Annotated in this window: 27 protein-coding genes; 22 read left to right on the top strand and 5 right to left on the bottom strand. The window is 70.9% G+C overall.

Translation table 11 applies throughout. From position 1 onward, the window contains the following. Positions 1–129: 129 nt before the first annotated feature. The 5 genes from recA (at position 130) to dapF (ending at position 5,570) form a co-directional block, all read left to right on the top strand. Positions 130–1,173 (top strand): recombinase RecA, encoded by a 1,044-nt coding sequence (gene recA / locus AC0Z9V_RS09060; RefSeq protein WP_133082225.1) that lies wholly within the window; start codon positions 130–132, stop codon positions 1,171–1,173. A gap of 259 nt (positions 1,174–1,432) precedes the next feature. Then, positions 1,433–2,092 (top strand): regulatory protein RecX, encoded by a 660-nt coding sequence (locus tag AC0Z9V_RS09055; protein WP_485141316.1) that lies wholly within the window; start codon positions 1,433–1,435, stop codon positions 2,090–2,092. Between the two features lie 58 nt (positions 2,093–2,150). Beyond that, the gene (gene miaB / locus AC0Z9V_RS09050) at positions 2,151–3,701 is read left to right on the top strand and encodes a tRNA (N6-isopentenyl adenosine(37)-C2)-methylthiotransferase MiaB (RefSeq protein WP_485141315.1); all 1,551 of its coding nucleotides are present in this window, start codon (positions 2,151–2,153) and stop codon (positions 3,699–3,701) included. Then, positions 3,698–4,609 carry a tRNA (adenosine(37)-N6)-dimethylallyltransferase MiaA gene (miaA, locus tag AC0Z9V_RS09045; RefSeq protein WP_459290610.1) on the top strand — a complete coding sequence of 304 codons (912 nt, stop codon included), beginning with the start codon at positions 3,698–3,700 and terminating at the stop codon, positions 4,607–4,609. The genes miaB and miaA overlap by 4 nt, the downstream gene beginning before the upstream one ends. Before the next feature lie 4 nt (positions 4,610–4,613). After that, positions 4,614–5,570: a diaminopimelate epimerase gene (gene dapF / locus AC0Z9V_RS09040; RefSeq protein WP_208740820.1), complete on the top strand. Its 957-nt coding sequence runs from the start codon at positions 4,614–4,616 to the stop codon at positions 5,568–5,570. A 30-nt stretch (positions 5,571–5,600) separates the two neighbouring features. Here dapF and AC0Z9V_RS09035 read toward each other — a convergent pair whose 3' ends face one another. Continuing rightward, positions 5,601–6,209 carry a class I SAM-dependent methyltransferase gene (locus AC0Z9V_RS09035; protein ID WP_485141314.1) on the bottom strand — a complete coding sequence of 203 codons (609 nt, stop codon included), beginning with the start codon at positions 6,207–6,209 and terminating at the stop codon, positions 5,601–5,603. Positions 6,210–6,329: 120 nt separating this feature from the next. Between AC0Z9V_RS09035 and hflX the strand changes: the two genes are divergently transcribed. Together hflX and AC0Z9V_RS09025 are read left to right on the top strand one after the other, a co-directional pair. Beyond that, positions 6,330–7,913, top strand: a complete 1,584-nt coding sequence (hflX, locus tag AC0Z9V_RS09030; protein WP_485141313.1) for a GTPase HflX — start codon at positions 6,330–6,332, stop codon at positions 7,911–7,913. Further along, positions 7,906–9,984 carry an ATP-dependent DNA helicase gene (locus AC0Z9V_RS09025; protein ID WP_485141312.1) on the top strand — a complete coding sequence of 693 codons (2,079 nt, stop codon included), beginning with the start codon at positions 7,906–7,908 and terminating at the stop codon, positions 9,982–9,984. Before hflX ends, AC0Z9V_RS09025 begins: the two co-directional genes overlap by 8 nt. A gap of 119 nt (positions 9,985–10,103) precedes the next feature. On the opposite strand, the gene lexA is transcribed toward AC0Z9V_RS09025, so the two are convergent. After that, a complete protein-coding gene (gene lexA / locus AC0Z9V_RS09020) occupies positions 10,104–10,817 on the bottom strand; it encodes a transcriptional repressor LexA (protein WP_133082299.1) in 714 nt (237 codons plus the stop codon). A 382-nt stretch (positions 10,818–11,199) separates the two neighbouring features. Here lexA and AC0Z9V_RS09015 point away from each other — a divergent pair, with 382 nt between their 5' ends. The 8 genes from AC0Z9V_RS09015 (at position 11,200) to AC0Z9V_RS08980 (ending at position 17,453) form a co-directional block, all read left to right on the top strand. Further along, positions 11,200–11,673 (top strand): LysM peptidoglycan-binding domain-containing protein, encoded by a 474-nt coding sequence (locus AC0Z9V_RS09015; RefSeq protein ID WP_485141311.1) that lies wholly within the window; start codon positions 11,200–11,202, stop codon positions 11,671–11,673. A 101-nt stretch (positions 11,674–11,774) separates the two neighbouring features. Further along, a complete protein-coding gene (locus AC0Z9V_RS09010) occupies positions 11,775–12,869 on the top strand; it encodes a histidinol-phosphate transaminase (RefSeq protein WP_208740829.1) in 1,095 nt (364 codons plus the stop codon). A 144-nt stretch (positions 12,870–13,013) separates the two neighbouring features. Beyond that, positions 13,014–13,631, top strand: a complete 618-nt coding sequence (hisB, locus tag AC0Z9V_RS09005) for an imidazoleglycerol-phosphate dehydratase HisB (protein WP_133082234.1) — start codon at positions 13,014–13,016, stop codon at positions 13,629–13,631. Then, a complete protein-coding gene (gene hisH, locus AC0Z9V_RS09000) occupies positions 13,628–14,266 on the top strand; it encodes an imidazole glycerol phosphate synthase subunit HisH (protein ID WP_459268967.1) in 639 nt (212 codons plus the stop codon). The genes hisB and hisH overlap by 4 nt, the downstream gene beginning before the upstream one ends. A 4-nt stretch (positions 14,267–14,270) precedes the next feature. Continuing rightward, on the top strand, positions 14,271–14,429 hold the full coding sequence (locus AC0Z9V_RS08995) for a hypothetical protein (RefSeq protein ID WP_208740834.1): 159 nt from the start codon (positions 14,271–14,273) through the stop codon (positions 14,427–14,429). Between the two features lie 75 nt (positions 14,430–14,504). Next, on the top strand, positions 14,505–15,263 hold the full coding sequence (priA, locus tag AC0Z9V_RS08990; RefSeq protein WP_133082236.1) for a bifunctional 1-(5-phosphoribosyl)-5-((5-phosphoribosylamino)methylideneamino)imidazole-4-carboxamide isomerase/phosphoribosylanthranilate isomerase PriA: 759 nt from the start codon (positions 14,505–14,507) through the stop codon (positions 15,261–15,263). Beyond that, entirely contained in the window at positions 15,260–16,114 is an 855-nt protein-coding gene (locus AC0Z9V_RS08985; protein ID WP_485141310.1) for an SseB family protein, read from the top strand. The genes priA and AC0Z9V_RS08985 overlap by 4 nt, the downstream gene beginning before the upstream one ends. Positions 16,115–16,142: 28 nt before the next feature. Then, complete coding sequence (locus tag AC0Z9V_RS08980) at positions 16,143–17,453, top strand: MFS transporter (RefSeq protein WP_485141309.1); 1,311 nt, start codon at positions 16,143–16,145, stop codon at positions 17,451–17,453. Between the two features lie 174 nt (positions 17,454–17,627). Here AC0Z9V_RS08980 and AC0Z9V_RS08975 read toward each other — a convergent pair whose 3' ends face one another. Continuing rightward, a complete protein-coding gene (locus AC0Z9V_RS08975; RefSeq protein ID WP_208740837.1) occupies positions 17,628–18,077 on the bottom strand; it encodes a DUF1844 domain-containing protein in 450 nt (149 codons plus the stop codon). 341 nt (positions 18,078–18,418) lie between these two features. On the opposite strand from AC0Z9V_RS08975, the gene infC reads away from it, so the two are divergent. The 4 genes from infC (at position 18,419) to AC0Z9V_RS08955 (ending at position 21,254) form a co-directional block, all read left to right on the top strand. Beyond that, entirely contained in the window at positions 18,419–19,477 is a 1,059-nt protein-coding gene (gene infC / locus AC0Z9V_RS08970; RefSeq protein WP_485141308.1) for a translation initiation factor IF-3, read from the top strand. 101 nt (positions 19,478–19,578) lie between these two features. Then, on the top strand, positions 19,579–19,773 hold the full coding sequence (gene rpmI / locus AC0Z9V_RS08965; protein ID WP_133082241.1) for a 50S ribosomal protein L35: 195 nt from the start codon (positions 19,579–19,581) through the stop codon (positions 19,771–19,773). A 92-nt stretch (positions 19,774–19,865) separates the two neighbouring features. Next, the gene (gene rplT, locus AC0Z9V_RS08960) at positions 19,866–20,255 is read left to right on the top strand and encodes a 50S ribosomal protein L20 (RefSeq protein ID WP_055772447.1); all 390 of its coding nucleotides are present in this window, start codon (positions 19,866–19,868) and stop codon (positions 20,253–20,255) included. Positions 20,256–20,300: 45 nt separating this feature from the next. Continuing rightward, positions 20,301–21,254: a TrmH family RNA methyltransferase gene (locus AC0Z9V_RS08955; RefSeq protein WP_485141307.1), complete on the top strand. Its 954-nt coding sequence runs from the start codon at positions 20,301–20,303 to the stop codon at positions 21,252–21,254. Here AC0Z9V_RS08955 and AC0Z9V_RS08950 read toward each other — a convergent pair. Continuing rightward, positions 21,228–22,514 (bottom strand): MFS transporter, encoded by a 1,287-nt coding sequence (locus AC0Z9V_RS08950; RefSeq protein ID WP_485141306.1) that lies wholly within the window; start codon positions 22,512–22,514, stop codon positions 21,228–21,230. The two genes, AC0Z9V_RS08955 and AC0Z9V_RS08950, sit on opposite strands and share 27 nt — an antisense overlap. Before the next feature lie 326 nt (positions 22,515–22,840). Between AC0Z9V_RS08950 and AC0Z9V_RS08945 the strand changes: the two genes are divergently transcribed. The 3 genes from AC0Z9V_RS08945 to AC0Z9V_RS08935 all read left to right on the top strand — a co-directional run bounded on the left by AC0Z9V_RS08945 (position 22,841) and on the right by AC0Z9V_RS08935 (position 24,883). Beyond that, positions 22,841–24,010 carry a glutamate--cysteine ligase gene (locus AC0Z9V_RS08945; protein WP_485141305.1) on the top strand — a complete coding sequence of 390 codons (1,170 nt, stop codon included), beginning with the start codon at positions 22,841–22,843 and terminating at the stop codon, positions 24,008–24,010. Positions 24,011–24,105: 95 nt separating this feature from the next. Continuing rightward, positions 24,106–24,327, top strand: a complete 222-nt coding sequence (locus tag AC0Z9V_RS08940) for a hypothetical protein (RefSeq protein ID WP_485141304.1) — start codon at positions 24,106–24,108, stop codon at positions 24,325–24,327. An 85-nt stretch (positions 24,328–24,412) separates the two neighbouring features. Next, complete coding sequence (locus AC0Z9V_RS08935) at positions 24,413–24,883, top strand: (deoxy)nucleoside triphosphate pyrophosphohydrolase (protein ID WP_459268973.1); 471 nt, start codon at positions 24,413–24,415, stop codon at positions 24,881–24,883. Here the strand turns inward: AC0Z9V_RS08935 and AC0Z9V_RS08930 are convergent. Then, a complete protein-coding gene (locus tag AC0Z9V_RS08930) occupies positions 24,880–25,947 on the bottom strand; it encodes an Rv2578c family radical SAM protein (RefSeq protein ID WP_485141303.1) in 1,068 nt (355 codons plus the stop codon). The genes AC0Z9V_RS08935 and AC0Z9V_RS08930 overlap by 4 nt on opposite strands. Positions 25,948–25,997: the final 50 nt, after the last annotated feature.

Here is a 25,997-nt window from a genome sequence, read left to right as displayed (position 1 = left end):
ATGATGGTGGAGGAGGCGGCGCGCTCCTGTGCACATAGCGGCGGCCCACCTCAAACTGTCGGCGCAGGCCAATACAGTCGAGAAGAACACGTAAACAGGCCAGTTGGCCATGAACAACCGAGGTGAAGAATGGCCGCTCCAGACCGCGAGAAAGCCCTAGAAGCTGCTCTCGCCCAGATCGACAAGCAGTACGGCAAGGGTTCCATCATGCGTCTCGGTGACGAGACCAGGGCGCCCATCGAGACCATCTCCACGAGTTCCATCGCGCTGGATGCAGCACTCGGCATCGGCGGCCTCCCGCGTGGTCGGGTCGTCGAGATCTATGGTCCCGAATCCTCCGGCAAGACCACCGTGGCGCTGCACGCCGTTGCCAGCGCACAGCGCAACGGGGGCATCGCGGCATTCATCGATGCCGAGCACGCGCTGGATCCCGAGTACGCCAAGAAGCTCGGCGTGGACACCGACGCCCTGCTCGTGTCGCAGCCGGACACCGGTGAGCAGGCCCTCGAGATCATGGACATGCTGGTGGGCTCCGGCTCCATCGACATCGTCGTGATCGACTCCGTCGCCGCACTCGTGCCGCGCGCCGAGATCGAGGGTGAGATGGGCGACAGCCACGTCGGCCTGCAGGCCCGTCTGATGAGCCAGGCGCTCCGGAAGATCACGGGCCGCCTGAGCCAGACCAAGACCACGGCGATCTTCATCAACCAGCTGCGCGAGAAGATCGGTGTCTTCTTCGGAAGCCCGGAGACCACCACGGGTGGAAAGGCGCTGAAGTTCTACGCGTCGGTCCGCATCGACGTGCGTCGTATCGAGACGCTGAAGGAAGGCGTCAACCCGGTGGGTAACCGGACGCGCGCCAAGATCGTCAAGAACAAGATGGCCCCGCCCTTCAAGCAGGCGGAGTTCGACATCCTGTACGGCCACGGCATCTCCCGTGAGGGCGGCCTGATCGACGTCGGCGTGGAGAACGGACTGGTCAAGAAGTCCGGTGCCTGGTTCACGTACGACGGAGACCAGTTGGGGCAGGGCAAGGAGAACGCCCGCAAGTTCCTCATCGACAATCCTGATCTGGCGGACGAGCTGGAGCAGAAGATCAGGGTCAAGCTCGGAATCGGAGTGCAGCCGGAGGAGCCCGATGCTCCGAAGCTGAAGGCCGTCAGCGGCGAGTAGGCACGTGTCCTCGGAGGAAGGATCCGAGCCGGTCGGATGGGGTGCCTCGTTCGACCGGTTCGGTTCTGACAGCTCCGTCGATGCTGTCGACGGCGACGCGCTCCCGCGACGGTCGCCGTCCAGGGGACAGGGCCCGACCCGGACCACGTCGTCCTCGTTCGGCGCGCGGGCGGCAGGCGGAGCCGGACGGGGTGCGCCCCGGTCAGGGGTCCGCGGAAGAACGTCCCCCCGATCCTCCGCCGACGATCCGTTCGGTCCTGTGGTCGGATCCTCCGCCGACGGCGATGCTCCCGCGGACGGTTCCGCTGATCGCGCCGGACGAAGCCAGGGTCGCTCCCGTCGGAGGAACACGGCGCGCGGGTCGGGCGCCGCTGCCGCCCCCGCCCCGGACACCCGGGGCGAGGGTGGATCTCCGCCGCCCAGGACCGACGAGGAATGGACGTCGCAGGCTCGCTCGATCCTGCTGCGCCAGCTCGCACTCGGACCGCGGAGCCGGCACCAGCTCCTGCAGAAGCTCGCCGAACGCGAGGTGCCGCCCGCGATCGCCATCGCACTCCTCGACCGCTTCGAGGAGGTGCAGCTGATCGACGACGCCGAGTTCGCGCGGATGTGGGTGCGGACCCGTACCGCGGCCAAGGCGTTGTCCCGCTACTCGCTCCGGCGCGAACTCGCGGACAAGGGCATCGAGCCCGACCTGGCGGAGGAAGCGCTGCAGCAGGTCACCGACGAGGACGAGCACCTGCAGGCCCGGGACGTCGTCCGCCGCAAGCTCCGGAGTAGCGCCGACCTCTCGGACCGTGCCGTGCGGGACAAGGAGGTACGCCGTCTCGTCGGTGTCCTCGCGCGCAAGGGATACAACCCCGGGGCCGCGTTCTCCATCGTCAAGGAGGTTCTGGCGGACACCGGCACGCCGGACTGAGCCCGCGCGGACGATTGTCGGGGCCCCCGCGGGCAGCCGTACGCTTAAGGGCGTGAGCATGACACTTCCCGTCCCCCTCGGCGACACCGATCCCCAGTCCGGCGACCAGCCGGACCGCCCCGCGGCCGACCCGCGCACCTACGAGGTGCGCACCTTCGGTTGCCAGATGAACGTGCACGACTCGGAGCGTATCTCGGGACTCCTCGAGGACGCCGGGCTCGCCCGGGTCGAGGGTGGGCAGGCGGACGTCGTCGTCTTCAACACCTGCGCCGTCCGTGAGAACGCGGACAACAAGCTGTACGGCAACCTGGGCATCCTGAAGGCCGTCAAGGAATCCCGCCCCGGGATGCAGATCGCCGTCGGCGGGTGTCTCGCCCAGAAGGACAGGGACACCATCCTGAAGAAGGCCCCCTGGGTCGACGCCGTGTTCGGGACCCACAACATCGGCGCCCTGCCGGCCCTGCTGCAGCGCGCACGGCACAACCAGGACGCGCAGCTGGAGATCCTCGAGTCGCTCGACGTCTTCCCGTCCACCCTGCCCACCCGGCGCGAATCGGTCTACGCCGGCTGGGTGTCCATCTCGGTCGGGTGCAACAACACCTGCACCTTCTGCATCGTCCCCTCGCTGCGCGGCAAGGAACGTGACCGCCGACCCGGTGAGATCCTCGCCGAGATCGAGGCCCTCGTCGCCGACGGCGCCGTCGAGGTCACGCTGCTCGGCCAGAACGTCAATTCGTACGGCGTCGAGTTCGGGGATCGAGGCGCCTTCGCCAAGCTGCTCCGCGCCTGCGGCTCCATCGAGGGCCTCGAGCGCGTCCGCTTCACGAGTCCCCATCCGGCGGCGTTCACCGACGACGTGATCGACGCCATGGCCGAGACGCCCAACGTGATGCCGCAACTGCACATGCCCCTGCAGTCCGGGTCCGACCGCATCCTGAAGGCCATGCGCCGTTCCTACCGCTCCACCCGCTTCCTGGGCATCCTCGACCGCGTGCGCGAGCGCATGCCGCAGGCGGCCATCTCCACGGACATCATCGTCGGATTCCCCGGCGAGACGGAGGAGGACTTCCAGGCCACCCTCGATGTCGTCGAGCAGTCGCGCTTCGCCACCGCCTTCACCTTCCAGTACTCGAAGCGCCCGGGGACCCCCGCCGCGGACCTGCCGGAGCAGCTTCCCAAGGCGGTGGTGCAGGAGCGCTTCGAGCGGCTCACCGCCCTCCAGGACCGTATCGCGCGGGAGGAGAACGCACGCCAGGTCGGCATGCTCGTCGAGGTGCTCGTCACCGACCAGCAGGGGCGCAAGGGCGGCGAGACCCACCGGCTCACCGGTCGGGCGCGCGACCAGCGCCTCGTCCACTTCTCGGTCCCCGAGGGCGCCGCCGCGCCACGGCCGGGCGACTTCGTCACGCTGCCCGTCACCGAGGCGGCGTCGTTCCACCTGCTGTCCGACCCGACGTCCCATCAGTACTCGCTCCGGCGTTCTCGCGCCGGCGATGCATGGGACAGGAGCCAGGCCGACTCCTGTGGCGTGCCCGCCGGCCCGGACGGCGCCCCCCGGTCCGTCTCCCTCGGCATGCCGTCCCTGCCCGTGCGGGGGAGCGGCCGTTGACCGTTCCGGTCGTCGCCGTCGTCGGTCCCACCGGCTCGGGCAAGTCCGACCTCGGCGTCGACCTCGCGCACCGGCTCGACGGCGAGGTCGTCAACGCGGACGCCCTGCAGTTCTACCGGGGCATGGACATCGGCACCGCGAAGCTGCCCCTGCCGGACCGGAGGGGCATCGAGCACCACCTGCTGGACGTCCTCGACGTGACCGAGGAAGCCAGCGTGGCCGCGTACCAGGAGGAGGTCCGGCGCGTCATCGCGGACATCCGCAGCCGGGGCCGCGTCCCCATCCTGGTGGGCGGTTCCGGACTGTACCTCCGCGCGGCCCTCGACCGGCTGGAGTTCCCGCCCACCGACGCGGCCGTGCGCACCCGGCTCGAGGCGGTGCTGGCGGCCGGGGGCAGTGCGGCCTTCCGCGAGCGACTGCGCGCGGTCGATCCCGCATCCGCGGAACGGATCGACGACGACCGTCGGCTCATCCGGGCCCTCGAGGTGTTCGAGGTCAGTGGACGGCCCTTCAGCGCCTTCATGCCGCGGCGCGAGTACCACCAGCCCGCCGTGCAGATCGGGCTGGCGGTGGACCGCGCGATCCTGCGCGAGCGGCTCGCCGACCGCGTGCACGCCATGGTGCGGGCCGGCCTCGCCGACGAGGTGGAACGCCTTGCCGCCTCCGGGCTGCGGGAGGGGCGGACGGCGTCGCGGGCGCTCGGCTACGGGCAGTTCCTGCGCGTCCTCGACGGGTCGATGACGGAGGCGGACGCCGTCGAGGACACCATCGCGGCCACGCGCCGCTTCGCCCGGCGGCAGCTGACCTGGTTCCGCGGTGACCCGCGGGTGTCCTGGCTGGACCGGCAGGAGCCCGGACTCCTCGAGCGGGCCGTCGGGATCGTCCGTGCACCGGGGGACATATCCTAGGACGGTGACCGGATTCCCCGCTGATGCCCCTGCCCCCGCTGCCCGGCCGACGTCTGGCCTGTCCTTCACCAAGGGACACGGCACGGGCAACGACTTCGTCCTGACGCTCGATCCCGAGGGCACCGGACCTGCCGATCCGGCGTTCGTCGCGGGCCTCTGCGACCGGCACCGGGGCATCGGTGCCGACGGGTACATCCGCGCCGTGCGATCGGCAGTGCTCCCGGAGGGACGCGCCCTCCTGCAGACGGAGCCCGACGCCGAATGGTTCATGGACTACCGCAACGGCGACGGCTCCCTGTCGGAGATGTGCGGCAACGGCGTGCGTGTCTTCGCGCACTTCCTCCTCGCCAAGGGTGTCGCCGACCTGCCCGACGGCGGCGAACTCGCCATCGCGACCCGCGCGGGCGTCAAGCGCGTGACACGGTCGGGGGACGGCTACGCGGTCGACATGGGGCCGTGGGAGTTCATCTTCCCGGACGCGGCCGTCGCGCGCGGCATGGACTCCCTCGTCGACATCGGCGGGCTCGACGTCGAACGCCCGGCGCTGTCCATCAGCATGGGCAACCCGCACACCGTCGTCGCACTCGCCGACCGGGCCGACCTCGAGCGCACCGAGCTGTACCACGCCCCGGCCGTGCAGCCCCTACCACCGGCCGGGACGAACGTGGAGCTCGTGGTCCCCGCGGATCCGCTGGTCGGTGAGGACGGCGTCGGGCGACTCACCATGCGCGTGCACGAGCGCGGCGTGGGGGAGACGCAGTCGTGCGGCACCGGCGCGTGCGCAGCGGCGGCCGCCACCCGGTACTGGGCCGGCGAAGGTGCCCCGGCCCGGTGGCTCGTGGCCGTTCCGGGCGGGGTGGTGGGGGTGACGTTCTTCGACGGGCCCGAGGGCCGCGAGCACGTCCAGCTCAGCGGACCGGCCGAACTCGTCGCCGACGGCATGCTGCTGCCCGCCGGCTGAGGGCGGGAGCGGCGGAAGGGCCGGGAGTCGTCAGGCGGGCCGGTGGACCTCGAGGATGCGGAACGACTTCGAGGTCTCGGCGCGGCGGACGGTGAAACCCTCGGGCAACTCGTCGCCGAGCCAGCGCTGCAGCGAGTCCGCACCGAGGTTCTTCTGCACCACGAGCCATGCCCGCCCGCCCGGGGCCAGGCGTGGCAGCCAGCGCAGGAGCAGGGCATGCAGTTCCTGCTTGCCGATCCGGATGGGTGGATTGGACCAGATGGTGTCGAAACGCAGGTCGGCGTCGACGTCGTCCGGCGTCGTCGCCACCACATTGGAGAGCCCCAACCGTTCGGCGTTCTCGGCCGTCAGCGCGACGCAGCGCTCGTTCACGTCCACCGCATGCACCGTCGCCGCAGGAGCCTTCAGGGCCATGGTGAGGGCGATCGGACCCCAGCCGCTGCCGATGTCCAGCAGGTGCTGTCCCTCGGGCTCGGGGACAATGTCGAGGAGGATCGCCGTCCCCTTGTCCACGCCGTCGGGGCTGAACAGGCCCGACGACGTCACCAGGTCGCGGCGGGCGCCGGCGAGGACGACGGACAGGGGGCGGCGGACGTCCGGTCCGGCCGGTTGCGCGCTGAAATAGTGCTGTGACTCCATGCAGGAAAGCCTAGTGCCCCGGTCCGCGGCACCCTCCGGGCAGTTTTCGCGCTGGGAGAATTCGTTGGAAGGCGTCCCTCCGGCGGCCGTAGAATTGGACGACATCCACCTAGGGAGACCATGACCGAGAATCACGGACATTCCACCGGAGCCAACATGGGCCGGGAGGAGATCCAAGCCGTCATCGACCGGATCCTCGCCAGCGACGAAGCTGCCACGGCGAAGGCGACGAACGGACCGCAGAAGACGGGCGACACCGCACCGCCCGTGGAGAAGACCTGGCGGTCGCGCGCGCTCGCGCTGTCGAAGGACGAAGTGCCCTCCGACGCGGACGGGGACCAGGAGGACCTGGCCGAGCGCCGCGCGCTCCGCCGTGTCGCGGGACTGTCCACCGAACTCGAGGACGTCACCGAGGTCGAGTACCGGCAGCTGAGGCTGGAGCGGGTCGTGCTCGCCGGTCTGTGGAGCGAGGGCACGGTGCAGGATGCCGAGAACTCGCTGCAGGAACTCGCCGCCCTCGCGGAGACCGCAGGGTCCGAGGTGCTCGACGGGATCGTGCAGCGCCGGCTCAAGCCGGACCCCGGCACGTTCCTCGGGTCGGGCAAGGCCCAGGAGCTGAAGGACATCGTGCAGGCGACCGGTGCCGACACCGTGATCGTCGACAGCGAACTGTCGCCGTCGCAGCGCCGTGGGCTCGAGGACATCGTGAAGGTCAAGGTCATCGACCGGACCGCGCTGATCCTGGACATCTTCGCGCAGCATGCCAAGTCCCGCGAGGGCAAGGCCCAGGTGGAACTCGCCCAACTCGAATACCTGCTGCCGCGCCTGCGTGGCTGGGGCGAGTCGATGTCCCGCCAGGCGGGCGGCCAGGTCGGCAGCGCGAGCGCCGGCATGGGCTCCCGCGGACCCGGTGAGACGAAGATCGAACTCGACCGCCGGAAGATCCGCACGCGCATGGCCAAGCTGCGCCGGGAGATCGCGGAGATGAAGCCCGCGCGCGAGACGAAGCGGTCCAACCGCCGTCGCAACCAGGTCCCCTCCGTCGCGATCGCCGGGTACACCAACGCCGGGAAGTCGTCGCTGCTGAACCGGCTGACCGACGCCGGCGTGCTCGTCGAGAATGCGCTGTTCGCGACGCTGGATCCCACGATCCGCAGGGCGGAGACGCCGGACGGCATCGGTTACACGCTGGCCGACACGGTCGGTTTCGTCCGGTCGCTCCCCACGCAGCTGATCGAGGCGTTCCGCTCGACCCTCGAGGAGGTCGCCGACGCCGACCTGATCCTGCACGTCGTCGACGCCTCGCATCCGGATCCGGAAGGCCAGATCGCCGCCGTCCGCGCGGTGCTGACCGAGGTCGACGCCCGCAAGGTGCCCGAGATCATCGTCCTCAACAAGGCCGACGCGGCCGCCCCCTTCGTCATCGAACGGCTGCGGCAGCGCGAGCAGCGCTCGGTCGTCGTCTCGGCGCGGACGGGCGCCGGGCTCACCGAGCTCCGTCAGCTGATCAGCACGAACATCCCGCGCCCGGGCGTCAAGCTCGACCTGCTGGTGCCCTACGCGCACGGCGAAGTCGTCAGCCGCCTCCATGAGGAGGACGTCGAGATCCTCGGGATGGAGCACGCCGACGAGGGCACGCGCCTCGAGGTGATGGTCCGGGAGGGCCTGGCAGCCGAGCTGGAGCCGTACGTCCGGCATGAGTGAGAGCGTGCGGTCCGGTGCTGCGGTCGCGGCGCCGGACGCAGCGCACCACTCCGCCGAGGCCCGGCAGGCCCTGGAACTGCTCGACGCCGCCGTCGCGGCGATGGGCGGTGAGATGCGCGCCGGCCAGCACGAGATGGTGCGGCAGGTGAGCGAGGCCATCCGCTCCGGCGACCACCTGCTCGTGCAGGCCGGCACCGGGACGGGCAAGTCCCTGGCCTACCTCGTGCCGCTCATCGCGCATGCCCTGGAGAGCGACCGTCCGTCGGTCGTCTCGACGGCGACGCTCGCGCTGCAGGCGCAGATCGTGGGGCGGGACCTCCCGCGCCTGTTGGACGCGGTGCGGCCCGCGCTCGCACGCCCGGTCGACGTCGCGCTCCTCAAGGGCCGCTCGAACTACGTCTGCCTGCACAAGACCGGCGGGGGATTTCCCGAGGAGGACGCCCCGGACGCCCTGTTCAGCCTGGGCGAGGACGCTGCCCCCCATCCTTCCCCCGCCGGCGGTGGAGCCCCCGCATCGGCCCTCGGGAGGGACGTGGTGCGTCTCCGCGAGTGGGCGGAGGAGACGACGACGGGTGACCGCGACGACCTCGTGCCCGGCGTGAGCGACCGCGCGTGGCGCCAGGTCTCCGTCTCCAGCATGGAGTGCCTCGGCGCTGCCCGCTGTCCTGTCGCCCAGGAGTGCTTCAGCGAGAAGGCCCGGGCCGCCGCGGCCGACGCCGACATCATCATCACCAACCACGCCATGCTCGCGATCAGCGCCTTCGAGGGCATCGCCGTGCTCCCCGAATACGACGTCGTGGTGATCGACGAGGCCCATGAACTCCACGACCGGGTGACGGGCGCCGTGTCCGGACAGCTGTCCGCCTCGATGGTGATGGCCGCGGCGACCGCCCTGCGGCGCCACGCCTCCATCAGCACCGGCGCCCTCGACACCGCGGCGGCAGCGTTCGAGGCCTCCGCCGAGCTCATCCCGTCCGGCCTGCTGCCCGGCGGCCTGCCGGACGATCTCGAACAGTCGCTGGCGCAGGTCCGCGACGCGGCGCGGGCCGCCCTGTCCGACACGAAGACGGACGGCAAATCGGAGGCCGACGCCGACGGTGGCCGGCAGGTCGCCCGCTCGAGGACGACGCTGGTCTTCGAGCTGGCCGAGCGCATCCTCGCGGCACCGGATCTCAACGAAGTGGTCTGGGCATCCCGCCCGAGCACCTTCACACCGGGTGCCGGCTATGCGCAGCCCGACCAGAGTGCACCGGCGACCCTGAACGTCGCCCCGCTCTCGGTGGCGGGACGGCTGCGGGAAGGCCTCTTCGAGGACCACACCGTGATCCTGACGTCGGCGACGCTCGCCATCGGCTCGGAGTTCGGTCCGGTGGCGGGGTCGTTGGGCCTCAGTGGTCCCGGTGCGCCCGCCTGGACCGGCGTGGACGTCGGGAGCCCCTTCGACCATCCGCGCCAGGGCGTCCTCTACGTGGCGAAGGACCTGCCCAAACCCGAGCGGGGCACGTCGGACGCCCAGCTGGACGAGCTGCTGGTCCTGCTCAGGGCCTCACGCGGGGGCGCTCTCGGCCTCTTCTCGTCCAAACGGGCCGCCGAGGAGGCGGCCGAGGCGCTCCGACCGAAGGTCGACTTCGAGATCCTGTGCCAGGGGGAGGCCTCCCTCAGCGCACTGGTCACGCAGTTCGCCGACGAGCCCGACACCTGCCTGTTCGGGACCATGTCGCTGTGGCAGGGCGTCGACGTCCCGGGGGCGTCGTGCCGGCTGGTGGTGATCGACCGCATCCCGTTCCCCCGACCCGACGATCCCCTGATGACGGCCCGGACGAGGGCCGTCGCGCGGAACGGTGGCAACGGATTCATGAGTGTCTCCGCCACCCATGCGGCCGTGCGGCTCGCCCAGGGAGCGGGTCGCCTCATCCGGGCGGCGGGAGACAGGGGAGTGGTGGCAGTGCTGGACAGCCGCCTCGCCACCGCACGGTACGGCGGGTTCCTCCGGGCGGCCCTGCCGCCCTTCTGGGCGACCACCGACCGCGCCACGGTCACGGGCATCCTCGAACGCCTCTCGGGCCGCTGACGCCCGTCCCGCCGTATCCGCAGGCCTCCTGGAGGGCGCCCGGTAGGTTCGCCTGCGACGTCGGCGCCGGGAGGGACGCCGAAGCGCTCGGCGTCGCCGACGACGCGCCGGAGCGCCTCCTAGAGGGCGCGCATCACCGAGACGACCTTGCCCATGATGCTGGCGTGGTCGCCCAGGATCGGCTCGTAGCGCGTGTTCTGCGGCAGGAGCCACGTGTGCCCGTCACGCTGGCGGAAGGTTTTCACGGTGGCCTCGTCGTCGAGCAGCGCCGCGACGATGTCGCCGTTCTGGGCGCTCTGCTGCCGCCGCACCACGACCCAGTCGCCGTCGCAGATCGCGGCATCCACCATCGAGTCCCCGGAGACCCTGAGCATGAAGAGGTCCCCGTGCCCGACGAGCTGGCGCGGCAGAGGCATGACGTCCTCCACGACCTGATCGGCGAGGATGGGCCCGCCTGCCGCGATGCGGCCGACGAGCGGCACGAGGGCGGTGTCGACAGCGATCTGGTGCTCGCCCGCAGGCTTGCGGTCCGTCGGGGAGGCGCCGGCGGACACCGGTTCCGACGCGAGCGTCAGGGGCAGCAGCACCTCCATGGCGCGAGGACGCTTCGGGTCCCGTCGCAGGTAGCCGAGCCGTTCCAGCTGGGAGAGCTGGTGCGTCACGCTCGACAGACTGGCCAGCCCGACCGTGTCGCCGATCTCCCGCATGGAGGGCGGGTAGCCCTTGTCGGCGATCGAGCGCTGGATGGTCTCGAGGATGGTCAGCTGGCGCGCCGTCAGCCCCTTCGACACGGAACGGCCCCTCGGGCGTCCCCGCCCGGCCGAGAGGGGCACGGCATCGGTGGGGACGTCGGCGATGTTCGATTCCTGCCGCGCTGCCGGTGTTGGTTCCACCACTGGTGTGCCTTTCGCCTGGGACTGCGCATCCCGTCGTGTCCGCCGTGCGGCTCCCGCGCAGTGGGAACCGTTTCTGTCAGTGGCGGATGGTTGTCTTGGGACCATCACCGGCAGGCCTGCGGCTCAGGAGCAGGACACGCCGGTGATGGACCGTGCTGTTCACGCTAGGCCAGTCCGGGGCGGTTTTCAAACATATGTTCGAGCGAGTCTCGACAAGCATCGTCCGTAGATGCTAGAAATAAGCGCAGCTGAATTAGAACGTGTGTTCGAAACACGCTGCGTTTCCACACGGAACATTCGAAGGGAAAGAGGTAGGCCGATGACAGAGGCACCAGCACCGCAGGGCAGTACGGCGTTGGCACTGGCACCCGCCCGGCCGGGGGTCCACCTCCGGCTCGTCGCGGCTCCTTCGACTCCCGCGCCGGCTTCCACGTCGGCTTCCACGTCGGCGGGGGAGCACCAGCTCTCGCCGCGGGAAGCGGTGCGCCCGCTGACCCTTACCCGGCGGGGGCGGTTGCTCCTCGTGGGCCTGCCGATCGCGCTGGGCGTCGCCGCCCTGATCCTCCTCGGGGCCTTCCTGACCTCGCAGGCCCAGGCCGGGGAATCGGCTCCCGTCTCCTCGTCCGTCGTCGACGTCAACGTGGCCGCGGGCGAGACCCTGTGGGACCTCGCCGTGCGGTACGCCCCCGATCGCGACCCGCGCGACGTCGTCACGGAGATGGTCGAGCTCAACAATCTCCGCTCGTCCGTCGTCCAGGCCGGTCAGAGTATCTCCATACCGGCCGAGGGCTAGCCCCCGGTCCCGCATCGGTTCCCGCCCTGCCGGGCGGGGCCGGTCCAGGCGCCCGACGCGCAGCATTCGCTGCGACGGCCGCCATCGCTTAAACTTGACCGGTGCCCTCTTCCGTCGATGCCCTGGCAAACCTCCCCTTGCGCGATGACCTCGTCGGGCTGCACCCCTACGGTGCACCGCAGCTCGATGTGCCGATCCTGCTGAACGTCAACGAGAACACCCACGGTGTACCGGCGGACGTGCACGCAGCCATCGTCCAGGCCGTCGCCGAAGCCACCACGGGCCTGAACCGGTACCCGGACCGCGAGTTCACCGAGCTGCGGAAGAACCTCGCCGACTACCTCGGGCACGGGCTGACCCCCGAGCAGCTCTGGGCGGCCAACGGGTCGAACGAGGTCCTGCAGCAGGTCCTCCAGGCCTTCGGCGGGCCGGGACGCACGGCGATCGGCTTCCCGCCGACGTACTCGATGTACCCGCTGCTCGCCAGCGGGACGGGAACCCGCTACATCACCGCCGAGCGCGGGTCCGCCTATTCGATGACGCCGGACGCGACAGCCCGCGCCATCCGGTCCTCGGGTGCGAACGTCGTCTTCCTGTGCTCTCCCAACAACCCCACCGGCACGGCACTGGGGCTCGACGTCGTCGAGGCCGCGTACGAGGCCGGCGAGGACGCGCGGGCCATCATCATCGTGGACGAGGCGTACGGCGAGTTCGCCCAGCAGGGGACACCGAGCGCGCTCACGCTGCTCCCCGGCCGACCGCGCCTGCTGGTCTCGCGCACCATGAGCAAGGCCTTCGCCCTGGCGGGGGCGCGGCTGGGGTACCTCGCCGCCGCCCCGGAGGTCACCGACGCCCTCCGCCTGGTCCGCCTTCCGTACCACCTGTCGGCCATCACGCAGGCGGCGGCCAACGCCGCACTCACCCACGCAGAGACGCTGCTGTCCAATGTCGAGGCCATCAAGGTGCAGCGCGACCGCATCGTGCGGGAACTCGAGGACCTCGGGCTCTCACCGGCTCCGTCGGACGCCAATTTCGTCTTCTTCTCGGGCCTCGAGGATCCCCACCGGGTCTGGGAGGGCCTGCTGGACGCAGGCGTGCTCATCCGCGACGTCGGCATTCCCGGCTCCCTGCGCGTCACCGCCGGAACAGAGCGGGAGACCACGGTGTTCCTCACAGCGTTGAAGAAGCTGCTGTAGCCGGTACCGCGGCGCCCCGCCCGGCCCGGTCCTCCTAGACTTGAAGGGTTCGGAGCGCCGCATCCTCCCGGCCCCGCGCCACCCAGCCCTCCCGACCACTGCCGATCAGCGCCCGGCCGACCGCCGGCGCACAGAAGGAATGCAATGACAGTTGATGCCGCCAGCGGCCGTACGGCCCGCATCGAGCGCGTCACGAGTGAGTCCAGCGTCCTCGTGGAACTCGACCTCGACGGCACGGGCGTGTCCTCCATCGACACCACCGTGCCGTTCTACGACCACATGCTCACCGCCCTGTCGAAGCACTCCCTGATCGACCTCACCATCAGGTCCTCCGGTGACACCCACATCGACGTCCACCACACGGTCGAGGACACGGCGATCGCGATCGGTGAGGCCCTCCGGCAGGCCCTGGGCACGAAGGCGGGCATCCGCCGTTTCGGCGAGGCCACGGTGCCGCTGGACGAGGCACTCGCCAACGCCGTCGTCGACATCTCCGGACGGCCCTTCTTGGTGCACGGGGGAGAACCCGCCGGGCAGGAGTACCACCTCATCGGCGGGCACTTCACCGGATCCCTCACGCGCCACGTCCTCGAAGCGATCGCGCTGCACGCCCAGATCTGCCTCCACGTGACCGTCCTCGCGGGCCGCGATCCGCACCACATCGTCGAGGCCCAGTTCAAGGCCCTGGCCCGGGCGCTGCGTGCAGCCGTCGAACCCGACCCCCGCGTCGAGGGCATCCCGTCCACGAAGGGGGCGCTATGACCGCGCGCACCGTCACCGTGCTCGACTACGGGTCGGGCAACGTCCGCTCCGTCGTCCGCGCCCTCGAGCACGTCGGCGCCGAGGTGGTGCTGAGCGCCGAGCCGGACGACGTCCTCAACGCCTCCGGACTGCTCGTGCCGGGCGTCGGCGCGTTCGCGGCCGTGATGAAGGGACTCAAGGATGTCGACGCCCTGCGGATGATCGGCCGCCGCGTGGCGGGCGGGCGTCCCGTCCTCGGCATCTGCGTGGGCCTCCAGGTGCTCTTCGACGAAGGAGTCGAACACGGTGTGCGGACGCCGGGCATGGGCGAATGGCCGGGGACCGTGGAACGGCTCAAGGCGGACGTCGTGCCGCACATGGGCTGGAACACGGTGGACGCACCGGAGGACACCGTCCTGTTCGACGGCATCGCCGACGAGCGGTTCTACTTCGTGCACTCGTACGGCGTCCAGGACTGGTCCTTCGACGTCAACCAGCCCGCCATGAGGCCGCCGCAGGTCACCTGGTCCGACCACGGCGGGCGCTTCATCGCGGCCGTCGAGAACGGGCCCCTCAGCGCCACCCAGTTCCACCCGGAGAAGTCGGGTGACGCGGGCGCCCAGCTCCTGCGCAACTGGATCGAGAGCCTGCGGTGAGCCGGTGCTGAGCCTCGTGCTCATGGGAGCCGCAGGCGTCCTCATCGGAGGTGCCTACTCCCTCCGGAGCCAGGAGTTCCCGCGCTGGGTGTGGATCGCCTTCCTGGTGCTGGCGGGGCTCTCGCTGCTCGCCGCCTACCTGTTCACCCTGCCCGGCGACTAGCCGCACCACCCTGTCCAGACCGACCGTCCCGACCCAGCGGCCCGCGCCGCGCGTACGAAAGCAGACAAGCAGACGATGAGCCCCTTCTCCGAATCACCCACGCTCGAACTCCTCCCCGCCGTCGACGTCGCGGACGGCCAGGCCGTCCGCCTGGTGCAGGGCGAGGCGGGCAGCGAGACCAGCTACGGGGACCCGCTCGACGCGGCGCTCGCCTGGCAGGAGGACGGGGCCGAGTGGGTGCACCTCGTGGACCTGGACGCGGCCTTCGGGCGCGGCTCGAACCGGGAGCTGCTCGAGCGTGTCGTGAAGCACCTGGACATCAAGGTGGAGCTCTCGGGGGGCATCCGCGACGACGAATCGCTGGACGCCGCACTGGAACTGGGTGCCACGCGTGTGAACCTCGGCACGGCCGCGCTCGAGAACCCCGAGTGGACCGAGCTGGCCATCGCCCGCTACGGGGACGCCGTCGCCGTCGGCCTGGACGTCCGTGGCACCACGCTGGCCGCCCGCGGCTGGACGCAGGAGGGCGGGGACCTGTGGGAGGTCCTGCAGCGCCTCGAGGATGCCGGGTGCGCGCGGTACGTCGTGACCGACGTGACGAAGGACGGGACCCTCAGGGGCCCCAACATCGAACTCCTCAGGGAGGTCCTCGCGAAGACGACGCGTCCCGTCGTCGCCTCGGGCGGTATCTCCAGCCTCGACGACATCGCAGCCCTGCGCGAGCTCGTGCCGCAGGGACTCGAGGGCGCGATCGTGGGCAAGGCCCTCTACGCCGGAGCCTTCACCCTGCCCCAGGCCCTGGACGTGGCAGGGCTGCCCGCCGCGGACGCGTGACCGGCAGGCAGCTGCCCGCGCACATCGCCGCCGCGCTGGCCGGGAACACCGCCGACTCCGCGGGACGGCCGTGGGCCGGGCGGGACCTGTCGGGACCCGACAATCCGCTGCACGCGTTCGACGACGACGACGGCGCGGCCGACGCGCGGCTCGCCGCCGCGGTGGCCGGACTCCTGGAGACGTCCGACCGGCCGGGACGGGGTGAACGGGCCGTCTTCGCCGCACTGACGACGGCCCGGGTGTTCATCCCCATCGTGGCCCAGCTCGGCGCGGAAGGGGACGCCGCCTCCGGCCTCCGGGCCGACAAGGAAGCGGACATGGCGCTCGTCACGCTCACCGCGCCGGACGGGCGGAAGGCCCTGCCGGTGTTCTCCTCCAGCCGGGCGCTGGAACGCTGGCACCCGGACGCCCGGCCCGTGGCCGCCTACGCGGCGCGGGCCGCCCTCGCCGCCGCGGCAGAGCAGGCCGAACTGCTGGTGCTCGACCCGGGTGCCGACGTGACCTTCGTCCTCCGGCGTCCTGCGGTCTGGGCACTCGCCCGGCAGACCGGCTGGACCCCGTCCTACGAGGACCAGGAGCTGGCCGCACTCGTCGAGGGGGTGGCGCGCGTGCAGGAGGATGTCCTGTCCGTGCGGCTCAGGCCCGGTGGAGGCGTCCTCACGCGGGCTGCCGACGGTAGCATTGCGTCCGGTGGGGGACCGGGTCCCGAATTGCGCATGGACCTCCAGCTCCGCGCGGGACTGACTCCGCAGGGGGTACGGGACGTCGTGTCGTCCTTCCGTACGAGGCTCCTCGCACTCACCGAATTCGTGGATCGCGTCGACTCGCTCGACATCAAACTCACCCGCTGACGGAGCCGTCGGCGGAGAAGGACAGCTCGTGAACTTCGCCGTATACCGGGACCTGCTGCGCATCCGGTCCGTCCGGACCCTGCTGATCGTCGGGATGATCGCCCGCTTCCCGCACTCCGCGGCAGGGGTCCTGCTGACGCTGCACGTGGTGCAGACCCTGGACCGCGGCTACGCCGAGGCCGGGGCCGTCGCGGCCGTCGTGACCATCGGGATAGCCGTCGGCGCCCCGTGGCGCGGACGGCGGATCGACAGCGCGGGGCTGCGCCGGGCGCTCGTCCCGTCCATCGTCGCGGAAGCGGCCATCTGGTCCGTCGCCCCGCACCTGCCCTACCACTGGCTGCTGGTCGCCGCGCTGGTCGGAGGCCTCTTCACCCTTCCGGCGTTCTCGGTCATCCGCCAGGCGCTGGGCGTCCTCGTGGACGGCGACCGGCGGCGCACGGCGTTCACGCTCGACGCGATCTCGACCGAGGTCATCTTCATGGCCGGGCCGGCGGTGGGTGTCGTCCTGGCGACGCAGGTCTCCACCGTGCTCGGCCTGACGCTCGTCGGACTCGCCACGGCCTCCGCCGGGCTGTTCCTGATGTGGTTCAACCCGCCGACGCGCTCGGAGCAACTCCCTGATGCCGTCACCGTGTCGGCAGCGGCGCCGGCCGGGATCGGCGAGGCCGCAGCGGACCTCATCGGCTCCCTCGACGCCGTTCACCAGGGGGAACGGCGTCCGTCGCTGCTCCGCCGGGGAGTTCGGCGCGCCTTCCCCTGGCTGACGGTGCCGCTGGTGGTCGTCATGGTCATCGCGGCGGGAGCGGGACTCGTGCTGTCCGGCTCGGAGGTCGGCATCGTCGCTGCACTCGAGCACGCCGGCAACGAGGGGCAGCTCGGCCTCGTCTTCGTGGCGTGGTGTGCTGCGTCCGTGGTGGGCGGTCTCCTCTACGGGGCGCTGCACCGTCCCGTCCCGCCGTCGCTCCTCCTGCTCGGCATGGCGCTGCTGACGCTGCCGATGGCATTCGCCGACAGCACCCTGTCCCTGGCCCTGCTGTCGATCCCCGCCGGCCTGCTCTGCGCTCCGGTGCTCTCGGCGGCGTCCGAGAAGGTCGCCGATCTCGTCCCCGAGGACCGGAGGGGCGAGGCGATGGGCTGGTACGGCTCGGCGCTGACCTCGGGTGTCGCGCTCGGCGCTCCCGTGGCCGGTGTGCTGATCGACGCCACGGGACCCTGGGGCGGCTTCACCGCGGTGGGCGTCGTCTCGGCGCTCATCGGTGCGGCGGGCTTCGCCGCACGGAACCTCGGGCAGCGACCGGCGACGGCGGAGTCGCCCCAGGCGGCCGGTCGCTCGCGCTGACGTCCGCCGCCGCGCCGGTCCGTTGCGCTCCCGGCAGGGGAACTGCGGTCCCGCGGCCCCGGCCGTCCCGCCTGGTCTCCCGGGTCGCGTCGGGCCGCGCGCACGTCTGAAACGCGAACGAGCCGCACCGGCCGGTGCGGCTCGTTCAGGATCACCCCCGGGACGGCCGGGGGATCAGTTGACGGGGCCCGTGTACTTCTCGCCGGGACCCTGCCCCGGCGGGTCGGGGATGATCGACGCCTCGCGGAAGGCGAGCTGCAGGGAACGTAGGCCGTCGCGCAGCGGTCCGGCGTGCTGTGAGCCGATCTCCGGTGCCGCCGCCGTGACGAATCCGGCCAGGGCCGTGATGAGCTTGCGCGCCTCGTCGAGGTCCTTCAGCTGCTCGGCGTTCTCCTCGTGGCCGAGGCCGCACTTCACGGCGGCCGCACTCATGAGGTGCACCGCCGACGTCACGATGACCTCCACGGCCGCCACCTCGGAGATGTCCCGCATCTGCCGGCGGACGTCCTGCTCCGCATCGGAGGGGCCGGCGGCGTGTTCCTGCTCCTCCGCGAAGCTGCGGCGGGAGGCAGGTGGCGCCCCGGCATCGGAGGAGTGCTGCGGATTGTCGTGTGGGGTGTTCATACTGGTAAGCTTGGCATAGACCAACCGGTCGCAGGTACTCGTCGTGCTCCTCACAGGGCATGCGGGGAAGCGGTCGGGATGCAAGCGGAGTCCTCTCCCACCCGCGTTTGCCTGGTGCGACCTCCCGTCGCATTGCAGGTAGCCGGGTCACCTGGTCGGTCCTGCCGATGTACGGGCGGGAAGCTCGCGCTTCCGCCGACCATCCAGAACCGGTTGACGAGGCCTTCGATTGCGCATGCAATGGGAGGCCTTCTTTCGTTCGCACGCGGTTCCGGTTTGAGAATCCACAGGAGTCACACATTAGCGAGCCAAGAATCAACGATCGTATCCGCGTTCCCGAGGTGCGGTTGGTCGGACCTGCCGGCGAACAGGTAGGAATCGTCCGTATCGAGGACGCGCTCCGACTTGCCGCCGAGTCCGACCTGGATCTTGTCGAGGTAGCACCGCAGGCGAAGCCTCCGGTGGCCAAGCTCATGGATTTTGGTAAGTACAAGTACGAAGCGGCCGTCAAGGCGCGCGAGGCGCGGAAGAACCAGACCAACACGGTCCTCAAGGAGATCCGGTTCCGCCTCAAGATCGACACGCACGACTACGAGACCAAGCGTGGACACGCGATGCGCTTCCTCGGAGCCGGTGACAAGGTCAAGGCCATGATCCAGTTCCGCGGCCGTGAGCAGCAGCGTCCCGAGATGGGCATCCGCCTGCTCCAGAAGTTCGCGGAGGATGTCGCCGAGGTCGGCGTCGTCGAGTCGTCGCCGCGCATCGACGGCCGCAACATGGTCATGGTCATCGGTCCCACGAAGAACAAGGCCGAAGCCAAGGCGGAGGCGCGCCGGGAGACCCAGCGTGCGGAGGCCAAGGCTGCCAACGAAGCGGCGAAGACAGGTGGCGACACCAAGCGTGTCGATACCTCGCGTGCGAGCACGGCGCCCCTGACGCAGTCCCTCGCGGACCTGCTGCCCGAGGGCTACTCGATCACGAGCGAGCCCGAGGCCGCCGCTCCGGAGGCTCCCGTCCAGGAAGCCCCCGCATCGGCAGGTGCACCGGAGGCCGCCCCGGCTGCTGCGCCTTCGGCCGCGCCGACGGCTGCTGCGGCACCGAAGGCCGCTCCGGTCCGGACGTCGTCGGCCCCGCGGTCGACGTCACGTCCCGCCGAGCGGCCAGCGGCGTCGCGATCGGCGGCTCCTGCGGCGAGGCCCGCTGCAGCAGCACCGGCCCCTCGGCCGGAGGCAGCTCCTGCGCCCAAGCCGGCCGCAGCGGCACCGAAGCCGTCAGTGGCCGCCAAGCCGTCGGCCATGCCGAAGCCGGGAGCGCCGAAGCCGTCGGCGACCCCCAAGCCTGCCGGCAGGACGGCGCCCCAGAGCCCGACCAGCCGTCCCAAGCCCGGAAGCACGGACTAGGTCCGCCCTGTCCCTCCGGGCACGTTCGACAACCAGAGGCACCTGACGGGTGCCGACCTCCGGGTGCACCCGCCCCGGCTATCAGAAGGAGATCGGTTCCCATGCCGAAGATGAAGACCCACAGTGGCGCCAAGAAGCGCTTCAAGCTGACCGGCAGCGGCAAGCTCAAGCGCCAGCAGGCCAACCGCCGCCACTACCTCGAGCACAAGTCCTCGACCGTGACGCGCCGCCTCGCGAGCGACCAGATCGTCTCGAAGGCCGACACCAAGGTCATCAAGAAGATGCTGGGCGTCTAACCACCAATCCATCCCTCGGGAAAGCGTACGCACCGATCAGTGCGGCGCTGCGGCTGCGGCCGTGACCGAAGAAGAACAAAAGGAGTACGCACGTGGCACGTGTGAAGCGGGCAGTCAATGCCCACAAGAAGCGTCGGGTCATCCTCGAGCGCGCCAAGGGTTACCGTGGACAGCGTTCGCGCCTGTACCGCAAGGCGAAGGAGCAGCTGCTCCACTCGTTCGTCTACAGCTACGGTGACCGCCGCAAGCGCAAGGGCGACTTCCGTCGCCTCTGGATCCAGCGCATCAACGCTGCATCCCGCGCCAACGGCCTGACCTACAACCGCCTGATCCAGGGCCTCAAGGCCGCCGAGATCCAGGTCGACCGCCGGATGCTCGCGGACCTCGCCGTCACCGACGGCGCTGCTTTCGCGGCGCTCGTCCAGATCGCCAAGAACGCCCTGCCGGCCGACACGTCGGCTCCGCTCAAGGCTTCGGCCTAGGTCCATCGGATGCTGCGGGCCGCACGGCCCGCACCCCGGTACACGATGACTGCAGACGGACGCCCCCAGGCGCCACTGATGACCAACACCCAGGCTGACCGGGTGAAGGAGGTGGCACGCCTGGCCGGGCGTCCGTCGCGTCTCCGGCGCCGCGAGTTCCTGGCCGAGGGCCCGCAGGCCGTCCGCGAAGCGCTGCGGCTGCATCTCGAAAGGCGCGACGACGACGGGGGCGGCGTGGTCGTCGAGGCGTACGCGACGGTGGAGGCCCTCGAGCGGCACCCCGATGTCGCCGAACTGTTCGGCCGGGACGGGGCGCCGTCCCTCCGGCGCACGACCCCCGATGTGCTCGCAGCGATGGCCTCGACCGTGACCCCGCAGGGCTTCGTCGCGGTCTGCCGATTCGTCGACACGCCCCTCGAGGACGTGCTCGCGACGAAGCCCCGCCTCGTCGCCGTGCTGGTGGAGGTCCGCGATCCCGGGAACGCGGGCACCATCATCCGGGCGGCGGACTCCGCGGGAGCGGACGCCGTGATCCTGACGGGCGCCAGCGTCGACCCGTACAACCCCAAGACGGTGAGATCCACCGTTGGCTCCCTGTTCCACCTTCCCCTCGTCATCGGGGCGGAGCTCGATGGACTGACCGACCGGCTCCGCGAGGCGGGGATGACGGTGCTGGCAGCGGACGGCTACGGTGCCGTGAGTTTGGACGACCTGCAGGACGCCAGCGCGGCGCGGCGGTTCGGGGCAGGGTCCGAGGGATCCACGTCGCCCGACCACCGAACGGTCGGTCGCGCACCGGCCGTCGGCGGGTCCGTCCGCCTGGAGGACGCGGGGGCGTGGCTCTTCGGCAACGAGGCGCAGGGGCTTCCCGCCGAGGTGACCGCCGCCGCCGACGCGCGCATCGCCGTGCCGATCTACGGGAGCGCCGAGTCCCTCAACGTGGGCACGGCTGCGACGGTGTGCCTGTACGCCTCAGCCCGCGCGCAGCGGTCCTCCTGATCGTTCCCTGCCGGACCGTTCGGCGCGGGTCCGGCCGCCACGGCGCGTCCCGTCGGCGTCGTCGCTGCGGCGGTCCATCCGGCCGCTGACGAGCGCCACGGCGAGGCCGAGGACCGCGAGGGCGGCGCCCACCAGGGCCGGCGCCGTGAAACCCCATCCCGCGGCGATCACCGCACCGCCCACGGCCGCGCCCAGTGCGTTGGCGATGTTCAGGGCCGAGTGGTTCATCGAGGACGCGAGGGAGGGTGCCCCGGGTGAGACGTCGAGCAGGCGGGCCTGCAGGGGAGGGATGAGTGTCGAGCCGCTCGCCCCCACCAGGAAGACGAAGAGGCACGCCGTCCAGGGCTCCGATGCCGCGAGCGGGAACAGCACGAGCACCGCCGTGATCGCGATCATGACGCCGTAGATGCTGCCCATGATCGACCTGTCCGCGAGGCGTCCGCCCGCGATGTTCCCGACAACCATGCCCACACCGTAGAGCGCGACGACGACGGGCAGGAGCGACGCCTCCACGCCCGCGACCTCCGTCATGATGGGCGAGATGTACGAGTAGACGGCGAAGAACCCGCCGAAGCCCACGATCCCGATCAGCAGCGTCATCCAGAGCTGCGGGCGGCGCAGCGCGCCCAGCTCGGCGCGGATGCTCGCACCGGCCCGGACCGGGACCATCGGCACGAAGGCGCGGATCAGGGCGAGGGTCGCGACGCCGATCAGTCCCACGAGCAGGAACATGGACCGCCAGCCGGCCTGCTGGCCCAGCCAGGTGGCGAACGGGACGCCGACGACGTTCGCGATGCTGAGTCCGAGCATCACCATCGAGATCGCACGCCCGCGGCGCGCCGGATCCGCCAGGGAGGCTGCGATCACGGCAGCCACCCCGAAGTAGGCCCCGTGCGGCAGGCCGGACAGGAACCGGGAGGCCAGCATCCAGCCGAAGCCCGACGCGAAGAAGGACGAGAGGTTGGCGAGCGTGAGAACCAGCATGAGCGCCAGCGCGACGGAGCGCTGGGGCTTCTTGGCCCCGAGCGTCGCGAGGACGGGTGCCCCCACCACGACCCCGAGCGCATAGGCGGAGATGACGTGCCCGCCCTGCGCATAGTCCACACCGAGGTCGGCCCGCATCTCCTCGAGCAGACCCATGATCGTGAACTCGGTGGTGCCGATGGCGAAGCCGCCGACGGCGAGGGCGCCGATGGCCAGCGCGAAGCGACGGCCGGTGGGGCGCGGGAGCGTGGGCGCGGGAGCGGCGGAGGTACTCATCTGTTGTCCTAGCGGCGGGGATCGGAAGTCGGGAGGGATCGGTCGCCGGGCTCCCTCGCGGACGGGGAGCGGAACGTGCGCCGACAGGACGCCGTCGTCGCTCCCAGCCTAGGCGATGACCCCATGACGGCCCGAAATGCAACCGCCGATGGAGGACGTCCGCCATTTGTGCGGCGATCGCCGACCGTCCTACCGTTGACGGACGACATCTTGGTTGAGCAGCGGCCTGTCGATCCTTCTGCTCAGGAGTTCACCATGGCTACCCCTGTCCGATCCGCACCGCAGCGGGCACAGGCAACGATCACACACGCGCCCGGGGCGGAGTCGTGAGGACCGTCGGCGTGGAGGAGGAGTTCCTCCTCGTGGACGCGGAGACGGGGTCTCCCGTACCGCTGGGCCAGGAGGCCTTCGGCCAGTGCCTGGACGACCGCCTCACCTGTGAGATCAAGCAGGAACAGATCGAGACGGGGACCCGACCACACGCCGACGTAAACGACCTCGCCATGGACATCGCCCGGTGTCGGGCCCTCGCCGACGAGACCGCCCGGAGGGTCGGTGCGCGGGCGGCGGCCCTCGCGACGTCGCCCCAGCCCGCCCACCCGATCGCCACTCCCGGCACCAGGTACGAGGAGATGCAGGACCGGTTCGCGCTGACCGCGAGCGAGCAGCTGACGTGCGGCTGCCATGTCCATGTCAGCGTCGAGGACGACGACGAGGGGGTTGCGGTGCTGGACCGCATCCGCGCCTGGCTCCCGGTGCTGCTCGCGCTGTCGGGCAACTCGCCCTTCTGGAACGGCACGGACACCGGGTACGCGAGCTACCGTTCGCAGGCCTGGAGCCGCTGGCCGATGACGGGCCCGTGCGACGTCTTCGGTACGGCCGAGCGCTACCACGAGACGGTGGCCGGGCTGCTCGACACGGCCGTACCGGTGGACCTGGGACAGATCTACTTCGACGCCCGACTGAGCCACCACCACCCCACCGTGGAGGTACGGGTCAGCGACGTGTGCCTGTACTCGGACGATGCCGTGCTTCTGGCACTCCTGACCCGCGGGCTCGTCGAGACCGCGGCGCGGGAGTGGCGTGCCGGCGTGCCGCCGATGCCCGTACCGACGGCCACCCTCCGGATGGCGTCCTGGCGGGCGGGGCGGTTCGGCATGGACGGCAAGCTGCTGCACCCCGTCGAGGGGAAGCCGCAGGAGGCCGGCTCCGTCGCGTCCGCGCTCCTGCGCCACGTCAGGCCCGCACTGCTGGACCAGGGCGACGCCGAGATCGCCGAGTCCCTGCTGCGCCAGCTCCTCGCCCGCGGAACCGGTGCGAGGCGGCAACGCGCGGCCCTGATGCGCCGGGGCGAGCTCGGCGACGTCGTCTCGGAAGCCGTCCGCGTCACCAACCTGGCACGCGGCGGGATCGCCGACCACCACGAGGCGGCGCCACGGCCCGCGCAGCGGACCCTGGCGAGGTTCGCCGGCTGGGGCCGCGCTGCCACGCAGTGATCTGCGACGGGGCGGCCACGGAGCCCCGAGGACTGGAACTTCTCACCACCTACTGACAGGATCGAACGATGGGCTGGACACCTCATTCATACGAATTGCCACAGAGCGAGCACCTCCGGGAGGACATCAATCTTCCGCAGGAGCCTGAGGCCGAGAGCGCGGCCGAATTCTCGGAGGACACCTACACCTCCACCGAGCTCAACGCGGGCCAGCAGGTACCGGGGCTGAGCCCGCACGGCGAGTACCGTCGCGGCGACAACCCGGAACACCAGACAGCGCCGACGGGGGACGGGCTCGCGGCCCCCGAGGAGAGCTGACCGCCGCTCCGTCGTCGTGCCGTCTCCGGCACGCCCCGCCGGACGGGGTGGCCGCGGGTACCCGTCCCGTGGCTAGACTCGGCGGGTGACGAAAGCATCGGACAGCCTCCGCCAGATCGTCGGCGCGGCCGTCGTCGACTCCCTCGGGAACCCGACCCGCCTCCTCGTGGCCCGGCGCACGGCCCCGCCGCAGTTCGCCGGTATGTGGGAGTTCCCCGGAGGCAAGGTCGAGGCCGGGGAGTCGTGCGAGGCGGCGCTGCGACGCGAGCTCGAGGAGGAACTCGGGATCCGGGCACGCCTGGGCGCCGAGATCCGCGGACCCGGTCCGCAGGGGTGGCCGCTCAACGAGAGCGCCGCCATGCGGGTCTGGTTCGCGGAGGCGACCGCCGGTGATCCCGAGCCCCTGCAGGATCATGACGAGGTGCGCTGGGTGCCCCTGCACCCGGACGCAGAACTCGATGCCCTGCCATGGATCCCGGCTGACCGGCCGATCCTCGTCGCCCTGCGCGCGGCAGCGGCGGGTCGCGACGACGTCGTGGACCGGGCGTACTCCTAGAACAGGGACGCCTGGACCGGGCGGGCAGCGCGCGTGACCGCTCCGGTATCGCCGGGGGGCGCCGTCGTGTGCTCCGGCCCTCCCGCGGGGGAGAGGTTCCGGAAGAAACCGGCCCCGGCCGCGAGCCCGTGCTTGCTCCGGAAGAGGCGGATCCTGCCCGAGAGCCAGTCCCGGTACTCCCGGGAGGCGTAGCTCCCGCCTCGATAGAGCTCCTGGTATTTCGGGACGAGGTGCGGATGGTGGGCTGCGAGCCACTGCAGGAACCACTCGCGGGAGCCGGGACGCAGATGCAGGGGGCCGGCGGTCACGCCCGTGGCTCCGGCTGCTGCGAGTTCGCCGAACAACCGGTCGAGCGACTCGTCGCCGTCGGTCAGCCAGGGCAGGATCGGCATGGCCATCACGCCGCACGGCAGACCGGCCTCGCGGAGTCGGGAGATGAGGGCGAGCCGGGCCCCCGGGGCGGGCGTGCCGGGCTCGATGGCTTCGGCGAGGACCGGGTCCACCAGCGCGAGCGAGATGCCCATGCCGACGGACACCGACCGGGCAGCGGAGATCAGCAGTGGGATGTCGCGGGCCAGGAGGGTGCCCTTCGTCAGGATGGAGAACGGTGTCCCCGAGTCGGCCAGCGCCGAGATGATGCCGGGCATCAGCCTGTACCGTCCCTCCGCCCTCTGGTAGGGATCGGTGTTCGTCCCCAGGGCGACATGCTCGCGGACCCAGGACGGGCGGGCCAGCTCCCGGGCGAGCACCTCCGCGGCGTTGATCTTCACCACGAGCTGGGCATCGAAGTCGAGCCCCGTGTCGAGGTCGAGGTAGCTGTGCGTCTTACGGGCGAAGCAGTACACGCAGGCGTGCGAGCAGCCTCGGAACGGGTTGATGGTCCAGGAGAACGGCATCGACGAGGTGGGCGGCACCCTGTTGAGGACGGACTTCGCGGTGACCTCGTGGAACGTGAGCCCCGCGAACTCCGGCGTACGGACGGTCCGCACCAGGCCGGCCATGGGTACCAGGGCTGGCTCCGCGGCACCGCTGTCGTCCGTGATCTTCTGGCCTTCCCATCGCATGACGTCCATTAGAACACGTGTACTAATACGCTGTCGTGGTGGGACGGCGG

The sequence above is a fragment of the Arthrobacter sp. UYP4 genome (genome assembly GCF_057291175.1).
Note: the sequence above shows the minus strand (reverse complement) of the source record. Positions and strands in the feature narration are given on the sequence as shown.